The 8,411-nt window shown below is 57.1% G+C and carries 10 protein-coding genes; all 10 read right to left on the reverse strand.

Annotated elements, in window-relative coordinates:
* A partial coding sequence (locus J5M66_RS26255; protein ID WP_207817519.1) for a histone-like nucleoid-structuring protein, MvaT/MvaU family occupies positions 1–356 on the reverse strand: 356 nt, incomplete at its 3' end.
* A gap of 316 nt (positions 357–672) precedes the next feature.
* Complete coding sequence (locus J5M66_RS26260; RefSeq protein ID WP_207809276.1) at positions 673–1,515, reverse strand: chromosome segregation protein SMC; 843 nt, start codon at positions 1,513–1,515, stop codon at positions 673–675.
* Between the two features lie 228 nt (positions 1,516–1,743).
* The gene (locus J5M66_RS26265; protein ID WP_207809240.1) at positions 1,744–4,650 is read right to left on the reverse strand and encodes a DUF927 domain-containing protein; all 2,907 of its coding nucleotides are present in this window, start codon (positions 4,648–4,650) and stop codon (positions 1,744–1,746) included.
* Positions 4,647–4,919, reverse strand: coding sequence for a DUF3077 domain-containing protein (locus J5M66_RS26270; RefSeq protein ID WP_077574441.1), 273 nt, complete (start codon positions 4,917–4,919; stop codon positions 4,647–4,649). The genes J5M66_RS26265 and J5M66_RS26270 overlap by 4 nt, the downstream gene beginning before the upstream one ends.
* On the reverse strand, positions 4,916–5,200 hold the full coding sequence (locus J5M66_RS26275) for a hypothetical protein (protein ID WP_073473331.1): 285 nt from the start codon (positions 5,198–5,200) through the stop codon (positions 4,916–4,918). Before J5M66_RS26275 ends, J5M66_RS26270 begins: the two co-directional genes overlap by 4 nt.
* 528 nt (positions 5,201–5,728) lie before the next feature.
* The gene (locus J5M66_RS26280; RefSeq protein WP_207809242.1) at positions 5,729–6,034 is read right to left on the reverse strand and encodes a hypothetical protein; all 306 of its coding nucleotides are present in this window, start codon (positions 6,032–6,034) and stop codon (positions 5,729–5,731) included.
* The gene (locus J5M66_RS26285; protein ID WP_207809244.1) at positions 6,031–6,639 is read right to left on the reverse strand and encodes a hypothetical protein; all 609 of its coding nucleotides are present in this window, start codon (positions 6,637–6,639) and stop codon (positions 6,031–6,033) included. The genes J5M66_RS26280 and J5M66_RS26285 overlap by 4 nt, the downstream gene beginning before the upstream one ends.
* On the reverse strand, positions 6,636–6,956 hold the full coding sequence (locus tag J5M66_RS26290) for an AlpA family phage regulatory protein (RefSeq protein WP_186619846.1): 321 nt from the start codon (positions 6,954–6,956) through the stop codon (positions 6,636–6,638). The genes J5M66_RS26285 and J5M66_RS26290 overlap by 4 nt, the downstream gene beginning before the upstream one ends.
* Before the next feature lie 88 nt (positions 6,957–7,044).
* Entirely contained in the window at positions 7,045–7,884 is an 840-nt protein-coding gene (locus J5M66_RS26295) for a hypothetical protein (protein WP_207809246.1), read from the reverse strand.
* Positions 7,885–8,164: 280 nt separating this feature from the next.
* Positions 8,165–8,411: tyrosine-type recombinase/integrase (locus J5M66_RS26300; protein WP_347709596.1), on the reverse strand; the 247-nt coding region annotated here is incomplete at its 5' end.

An 8,411-nucleotide genomic window follows, 5' to 3' on the forward strand; every position in this document is an offset into this window, starting at 1 on the left:
GGCAGGCTTTCAACCTCATCGGCGCCGTGCTTAGTTTTCCACTCTTTCAGCGTCTTGTGATTGCCGCCTTTGGTTTCAACCACTTCACCGGTATGCGGGTTTTTGTAGATCTTCAGCTCGCGAGGTTTGCGAGTGCCGGTCGTTTGAGCAGGCGCTTGGCGGCGCGAGCTGCTCTGAGGGTCAAGCAGATTGATGATGTGCTTAAGGCTGAAGCCGTATTTATCGAGCAGTTCGCGCAGCTTGGTTTCAAACTCGATTTCTTTTTTCAGCGCGTCGTCGCTCTTCATCGTCTCCAGTGCTTGGAGCTGCTCGGCGAGGTGTTTTTCTAGCTGACGGTATTCGGCAAGTTTGGACATGCTTGTTTCCTATATGTGTTTGGTAAACGTTTGAATGTCGGGTGACATGCAAGTTCAGTGCTATTCAGACAATTTCAAATATTCTCGGATGCTGATGATCTCGGCTCTGATCAGTTTTACAGTGAGAATCTGTACTTTTGTTCTGTTGCTCGATTTTGCGTCCACGAAGTCGAGCATTTCCTTCAAAGACTCTATCCGAGCTTTTAATATGTCTTTCCAGTTGGGAGTATTTCTAAGGTCTATTTGAATTATCATTTAATACCCTGTGGAGGTTTAAACAGCCTACCTGCGTAGGCTGTTTCGCTGGATCAGCGCGTTAAAGCGAGAGGATGTCTTGCACGCTGTACTGGCCGGATCGATCCGCCAGCTCGTGCCAGTTCCAACTGTGGAAATCTTCACCTTCTTTTGGCAGAACCAGCTTCATCAGGCTGAGGTGTTCGCCCCCCAGCAAACGTTGAGCAGCCCACAGCTTGGCGCCCATATCCATCAGTGCCTGAGCTTTTTCGTTCCACTGCTCTTCCAGTACCTTTTCGGCGAGCAATAAGGCCGTTCTTTGGATGGCAATGTGTTCCCTTTGCGCCTCGGCAATGTGGTGGTCGACGATGACCAGCTCCTGCTCCAGCGCGTTAATGATTAGGTGCTGGCGACGATTGTGCTCGATGGCAGTCGCAAGGTTTTTCGCAGCCTTTTGCGCATCTGTATTGGCGTTCTTTTCGCCCTCGGTGTCGCCCCAAGCCACTGCCTGCGCATAAGCGGTGGCGGCATCGGTTTCGGCTTGCCGAGCCTTGGCCATGTCCTCTTCTGCTTGCTGCTGGATCTGTACCAAGCGTGTGCTAAGGCTGTCGCGTTTTTCGTTGAGCTCTAGTTCGTCGGCTTTCCAGTTCGCTATCGAATCGGTGTAACTCGCCATCAAGGTTTCATGATTGAGCAGTTGCTCGCGTCGAGTGATCTGAGCATCTAAGATCCAGGCATGGTGTTTATTTGAGTCGTAAGGAAGTTTCAGCGTGTTGTACGCACTGCGGACTTCACGCAGACGATTCGCGTCTAATTCTTCGTCGCCCTCCAATAATGCTTCCAACGGTGCCATCTCGGCGTATTGCTCTTCAGCCGCCCTCAGGTATTTATCACGGCGGGTGGTCAGTTGGTCGATCTCATCGATCAACCGTTGCTTCTTCTCGCAGTTAGCGGCTGCGAGAGTGCTATCCGAATTCGGCAGTGAAAGTAAGATCGCCTCGCTGCAGCCCAGTTCGCTGGCCAGCTGTTCGTGTTGTTCGGTAGAAGCTTGGAATTCGTTCATCTCTCTTGTTCCTTCAAATTGGGTTTGGGTTGAATGACGGCTGGCGAGGCCGGGAATAAGCCGGCGCTACCTCGATCAGCAGAGATGCCTTCAGGCAGCCCGAGCCTCGCTCTCATCCATTCCCGGAATCGTCTTTACGATGTAGCAGCGTTGCGTGCCGAGACCGGGCAACCGGATGAGGCTCGACGCCTTACCGTCCTTTCCGGGTTCCAGAACACCGCGCTGTAGCAGTTCCTTGTTCACCGCGTTGATGTTCATGCCCCGGAAGATCTCCGAGCGCCATAACTCGGGGAGCACGTAGTAGGTGTTGGTGGTGTGCAGGGCATCGCCTAGACCGTGCTCCAACGTCTTACGAAAACCGAGACGGTCGATGGTGCGCGGACCGTGTTCATCGATTTTTGCCGCTGCTGATTCCCAGCGCGTGAAGCGGCTTTCACCGAAGCGCTCGATGACCTGGCGCAGCCGCGCCAAGATCGCATCGCCCTCGAAGTTGCCTGCGCCGCCGCGCTCGTTCATCCATGCATTGAGACACACGCGAGCAGCGGTGGTGGCAGTGCCGTCGGGCCAGCCTGTGATCCCCATCGCCGTGGCCAGCTCGCCCGCTGCTGCGGCGAGACCGAACCGAGCGGCGGCACGGTGCGCTTGTCCACTGGCCGATGCTGGTAAAGACTGGGCAATAAAGCCTTCCAGCGTGCGGCGCAGGATGGCGGACCATCCGTGACGCTTACCGGGTTCACACAGCGCCGTCAGGAAGGCCGTGAGCGGCGTGCCGTAGTACTTCGCTACGCGTGCCTTGAGCGCGTCGGACAGTGCCGCCGCATCCTCAAAACCGTTAAGCACATCGAACATGCCAAGGCCTTTGCTGGCATCGGCCGGGACAGCGAGCATGCGCACTTCCATACCCGCTTTCAGTTCCTTGTTAGCTTCGGCCATGTGCTGGGCCAAGGTCTTCTCGCCGGTGGAGAGAAATAGCAGGCGCCACTCCTGTACCTGTCGGCCAGCTTGGCCTCGATCGTTGGCGCGTGCCTTGCCGGTGCCATTACCGAGCATGTACACCGTCTCGCCGATAATGCGCGGGTCGCACATGCCGATTTCATCCAAGACCAGAAGGCCGTCGGAATGCGCGGCGGCGATGGACTCGAGCGCGTTATCGGTCGAGCGCCAGGAGCGCACCAGACGCGGCCCGCCATAGATCGAGGCGGCGACTTGCAAATGCGTGGTCTTGCCTCCGGAGCTGTCGCCGTACAAGTGAAAGCCGCCCGACTCATGGCCAAGCATATGCAGCAGCGGCCCAGCAAAGGCCACGCCGACGACAAACGCCAAACGGTGATTGCCGATGCACAGCGCGCCGATATGTTCCTGCCATTGCTCAAGCGTGCCCGCTTCGCTGATTGGCGGAAGTTGCGAACCGGCTTCGTAGAAGTGCAGGTGCTCGCTGTGCGCACCAACCTGCTGCTCGGGCAGTAGAAACGCCGTGTCATGCCAACCTAAACGCGTGACCAGTCGAGCCCGTTGGGCGCTGTCGAAGCCGCCGAGATAACTCTGCAGATCATTACGTGCATTACGCCCTGACCGACTTCCGGCGAGACGTAGCCCCATGTCCACCAGCGGGCCGAGCACGTCTTTGCCAAAGTCACCGGTCATGGTGCGCGCCGGAATGTTCCAGCGTTTCTTGGCGCCGTCGGGATCGTCGAATTCGACTAACAAGCCCCAGTTCTGACCTTTGTCGTCGCGAGTACGGGCGAGGATCTCCAATGGCGAGCACACCGGACGCGCCTCACCGTCGTCACCGGCATAAAACACACCTTCGGACGTGAGTCGAAAGCCGCCGGGCATCAGGTCGGTTTTCGATTTTGTCGGGCGCTTGGCTCCGGGTTTCATCTTCGCGTCCGGCTTGGCTTCAGTTTGCTCCGGGGATGGTTTTTCCTCGACCAGGCCAAAAAGCTCGCCGCTGCTTTGCAGCTCGGCGAAATGCGCGGCTGTCCAATTTTTGGTGAGCGCATCGGCAGCGTCATCACCATCATCCCATTGGCCACCTTTGGCGAAAGCGACGCGGCCATTCTTCAGCGTGGGCTTGCGGTTGAACGAGTCCAGAGCGATGGCGCGGACCGAGGCGGCGCCGATTTCGCGCAGCTTCTCGGCGACGGTGTTCATGCAAGCTTTTCCGCTGTCGTCGTTGTCAGGCCACAACAGCACATCGCGACCTTTCAGCGGTGTCAGGTCGGCTTTGTGCCAAGAGTTGGAACCGTTCGGCCAGCAGGTGGCCACGTGGCTCGGCAGCAGTTCTGCGGCAGCGTCGGCAGCTTTCTCGCCTTCGCACAAAACTACCGGTGCATCACTGCGCTCAGCCAGTTCATCAAGGCGCAACAGCGGACGTGGATCGGGCAGGCCCTGCCAGCGCCATTGTGTGGTTTGGCCATCGGCGCGCTCGCACCATGTAAGTGGTGCAAAGACCTTCTTCGGCTTGCCGTCCTCATTGGGCGTGAGATCGAAGCGGTAGAGCGCCATGAGCGGCTGGCGTTGTGTGTCACGGTAGATCCACACCTTGGACGGTGCGCCGTGCTGCCGATGCTTGGCAGGGCACTTGTTCATGGCCTCCGCCGGGATCGGCTGAATGGCAATCCACTCAGGGGCTTTCGTCTTGGCAGGCGCGTTCTTCGCCTGGGCGGTGCCGGGCGCAACATTCAGTAGGTCTGCGAGTTTGTTGCAGGCCTCGACGTCGGTGCCGCCGTCCAGATAGCGCACCAGATCAATCAGGTCGCCGCCCTTGTCGCCGGTAGCAAAGTCGGCCCATGTGCCCTTGCTCAGATTGATCTTGAGCGAACCGGCGCGCTTATCGCTGCGTGTCGGATTCGGAGCGGTGTATTCCTTGCCGCCGTCGACGCGCTTGCCATTGGGCAGCCAGTGCGACAAGACACGATCAATGTCTTTCAGCGCGGCAACTTTCACGTCGGCAAAGCTTGGACGTTTTGTGGTGGTGCTCGGGCGTTGGCTCATGCGTCAGCCCTCGGCAAAAACAGCGCGTCGTTGATGTCATCGATCAGCGCTTTGGCCATCTCGCCAAGGTACATGGCAGGCCAACTGAAACGCTCACCGCTATCGCTCATGGCAGCGTCGAAGTTAAGTTGGTTGGCGTGATGCTGCAGCAGGGAAACCATCTCCAGCGCGTCTTCGACCGGTACTCCGGCATTGACCCGGAATAACTTCAAATCGGAGGCGTTCACGCGAGTGAAGGTGGCATGCCCTAAGGTGGTGGAGGTGTTCATAGCGCACCGCCTTTCTGCGCAGCAGGCGTCGAGGTGGAGTCGCCGTGCAAGGTCAGCGTCTTAATCAAACCAAGGGTGCCGCGCACGTCCCAGAGGACGGCCGCGATGACGTGATTAGCTAGGCGCGAGGAGTCGCTTTCAAAGTGCTCTTCAAGCAGCGTCAGCACCGAGTCGGCGCGAGCAATGGCGCAGGTGATGGCGTCGATGGGCACACCGGCTTCTGCGGTCGGATTCACGCAGAGCAGGTCTTCGGGCAGGGCGAAACTCAAAGCATTGTTCATTGGGCACCGCCTGCGGTTTCGAGTGCGCGGGCTTTGGCCATGTGAGCGTTGTAACGGGAGAGGCGTGTAGCGAGGCTGGAATTGGCGTGTAAAGCGGCGAGAGCCATTGCACGGTGTGCAGCGGCGCGAATTTTGGACGGATTGAGGGTGTGCATCTGGCGAAGCTCCTATTGTTGAGGAGCTGCCACGTTCGTTACCAAGCGAATGGGTGGCAGCTGTGCGCAGGTTGGTAAACCGGGACAATAGGAACCCGGCAGACCCTAAGGTCTCCCACGCACAGCCGCCATAAAACGGATTTGCGGGCGCAAAAAAAGCGCCTGCAAAAGAGATATGGGCGCTGTTGCGCCTATTGTTCAACGGGTTACCAAGCCCGGTCACTGAGTTTGCAGCGACGGCCAAAGAGTAACGTCCGTTTTTCGAAAGTGCAACTGCGCTGATTGCTTGCGGTTTTTTCAGGTGCGGCATAAATTGTTCGTGCATGTAGATTGACCTCAACGCCTCCGGATCGCCCCCGGAGGCGTTTTCGTTTCAGGCATGGGCTTCCCAGCGCAGGGATAGGAGGGGTAGGAAGCCGCCGCTGAGCATCGAGCGGGCGTCTTCGTACGCTTGGGTTTGCTGCCCTTCGTCGACGATCACAGCGCCGGTTTTTTCGCAGTGGAGGGAGAGGGCGCACCAGGTGCCGTCGGCCCAACTCAGGACGCTGACCACGCGGCCTCGCTTTTCCTGTTGGCTGCGGTGGCGTTCAAGGCGCTGCATGAAGCGAGTAGAAAATCCGATCCGGCGCAGCACGGAGAACGGATGCATCAAGGCGTTATTAGCGATCTTGCGATTCATGCTGCCTCCTGCGCATTAGCGATCAGTGGAGGCGGTGTTTCGCCTTTGAGCCAGGCGAGGATCTTGCTGTCTTCAACACAGCGGCGACGGTGTACAACGGCCATTTGCTCGCGGCGTTGTGCGACACACTCCTCGACATAACCGTTCAGGTCGGAGGTCAAGCGCATATCTTGATGAGCGCGCTCGCTTGTCGTCTTCTCGACGGCAAGATCCTCATCCGTGATGCTTTGCCATACCGCCGGATCGTTCGCGAATCCCGCTGATTGATCGACAAGCCAGTAGGTAACCCAGTCGGTCATGCCGCGCGATTTCAACGAGGCGAGGCGGCTTTCGCTCATAGCAAAATAGCCGGAGCCGTGAACGCTCGAAAACTCTCTGCGCACCGCATTTTTGCGGATCAGTTCGGGCAGTTCCCAAGGATTGGCTTTGAGTGGAAGTACGAGACCGTCAGGGCTGAAAAAGAACGCTTCTTGCTCTTCGCCGTTCCAGCTCACGCCCGCAATAGTGCGATGGCGCCAGTTAATTTCACCAGGTTGATAGAGGCGGAATCCGATGCTGTATGAGTCAAAGAATGGTCCCTTGAAAGGGCAGTAATTGCGCTTCATGCGGCCACCTGATCCCGGGCCTCGATGCGGCTTTTGACCCAGCTCTGGACTTCAGAAAGAACCCACGCGACAGGAGCTCCGCGTGCGTTGCTATTGCTCAGTTTTACCGGTCGTGGAAAACCACTTTCAGGGCACTGCATCAGCTTGTAGAGAGTCGAGCGCTTGAGTCCCGTAGCGATCTCAAGACGCGGCATGCGAATGAGGGTAGTGGCGGGATCAAACGGAGTGGCTAGATCTGGTACGGCGGAAGTAGAGTCGAAAGGATTAGCAAGATTTGAAAAGGTTGGAGCGGGGAATTGGGTGAGGTTCTTTGTCATTGGTATTGCTCTCGATTGGTTTGGACGAGAGCAATGGTCTAGAGATTGGGCGCCGGTGAGCAGTTCACTTCCATTTGAAATTTCAGGTTTACACCACGAAGTTGCGCTTGAGAATTGCCTCGACACTTTTACGAGACAACGCCTTTTCGGTTTCAAGGGCGATCCACTCAGGGCGCTGCGCGGGTGGCTTTGCGACTTCCTGCTCGAGCCAGGAATGTACCTTCGAGGTGATATCCCTGTGTGACATGCCGCTCGCCAAGTAATGAAGGGCCTGCTTAGTGATAGCCGCATCGCGAGTGGTCATGTCTTGAGCTCGCCCTATCCCACTGACGACGCCACCTTTCTTGCGAATGGCGTTTTTGATAGCTCTATCTGCGGTTGGGGTCAGCTCATCATCGATAAGGCAGGGAAGTGAAGTAATCGGCTCCAGATGAAGCGCGTATTGCTCGAGCGCCTCAATGCGTTCCCGCGGGTCAATCTGAGTCTCGACGAAATTACAGTAGAAGCTCCAAGGCCAGTCGGTCGGATGCTTCGACACGTATGACCAGACCTTCTGATCGGCTTCACGCATCCAGTCGCTCAAAATGCCGAGTGCCTTCACAGCGCAGGCCATGATGTAGGCCGCATGTGCCTCTCGATCCGAAGCAGCGTGACAACCGCTGTATTGACGAACCCAGTGTGCGAGGCGCGCTCTGTGGTCGGTAGAGGCGTGCTGGAAAATGGTTTCCTCATGCATGGTCGCCTTGATGCACATGCTGCTGAGATCGCTGCTGATGCCGCTGCTCTGGATGCGCTGGCAACACTGATCGATCAAGTAACACACATCAGTGAGCTGTTCACGGCACAGGGCATAAAGCGACTGGTCCGATAGGAAACCCCTCAAGCCAGACGTAAGTGCCGAATGCGCGATGCTTTGGTTAGTAGTCATTGGTCAGTGGCTCGCGCATCGTCTGCGCTTTGATCCCACGCCCTATATTTTGCGAGCGTAACCAGCGAAACCGCTCTTTCAGCACGCGGTAAGCAGCGGCCCGCAGCAGGGCGAGGGCTCGTTTTGGCGTTACACGTTTGTGCCGAGTTACATCGGGTGTACGAGCATCCGCGCAATCGTGTAACAAGCCTTAGAGTCAATGAATTCAGGCGTTTGGTAGCGGTCGTTACATGCGTAACACCTGTAACACCGATTTTTGGGAGGATATGGAAACGCACGTTCATACCACTTCTTCAAAAGGCCCGTGAACGACATTTCCGGCTGCTAACTGGTCCAGGTAATCCGCGTACCACTGCATCATCGTCGTACGTTGTTTAACGTAGACCGCTTTGTTGTAAACACCTGCAACTCCATCCTTCACATGCGAAAGTTGGGCCTCGATATGGTTCTCATCAAAACCGTGCTCGTTGAGTATCGTGCTGGCGATGTGTCGGAATCCGTGGCCAGTTTGTCGACCTTCATAACCG

The sequence above is a fragment of the Pseudomonas sp. 67(2021) genome (genome assembly GCF_017491835.1).
GTDB lineage: Bacteria > Pseudomonadota > Gammaproteobacteria > Pseudomonadales > Pseudomonadaceae > Aquipseudomonas > Aquipseudomonas atacamensis.

Excerpts from the sequence above, each read along its gene's own strand:
- J5M66_RS26265 (WP_207809240.1), bottom strand. The coding sequence starts at position 4,650 with ATGAGCCAACGCCCGAGCACCACCACAAAACGTCCAAGCTTTGCCGAC.
- J5M66_RS26270 (WP_077574441.1), bottom strand. The coding sequence starts at position 4,919 with ATGAACACCTCCACCACCTTAGGGCATGCCACCTTCACTCGCGTGAAC.
- J5M66_RS26275 (WP_073473331.1), bottom strand. The coding sequence starts at position 5,200 with ATGAACAATGCTTTGAGTTTCGCCCTGCCCGAAGACCTGCTCTGCGTG.
- J5M66_RS26280 (WP_207809242.1), bottom strand. The coding sequence starts at position 6,034 with ATGAATCGCAAGATCGCTAATAACGCCTTGATGCATCCGTTCTCCGTG.
- J5M66_RS26285 (WP_207809244.1), bottom strand. The coding sequence starts at position 6,639 with ATGAAGCGCAATTACTGCCCTTTCAAGGGACCATTCTTTGACTCATAC.
- J5M66_RS26290 (WP_186619846.1), bottom strand. The coding sequence starts at position 6,956 with ATGACAAAGAACCTCACCCAATTCCCCGCTCCAACCTTTTCAAATCTT.
- J5M66_RS26295 (WP_207809246.1), bottom strand. The coding sequence starts at position 7,884 with ATGACTACTAACCAAAGCATCGCGCATTCGGCACTTACGTCTGGCTTG.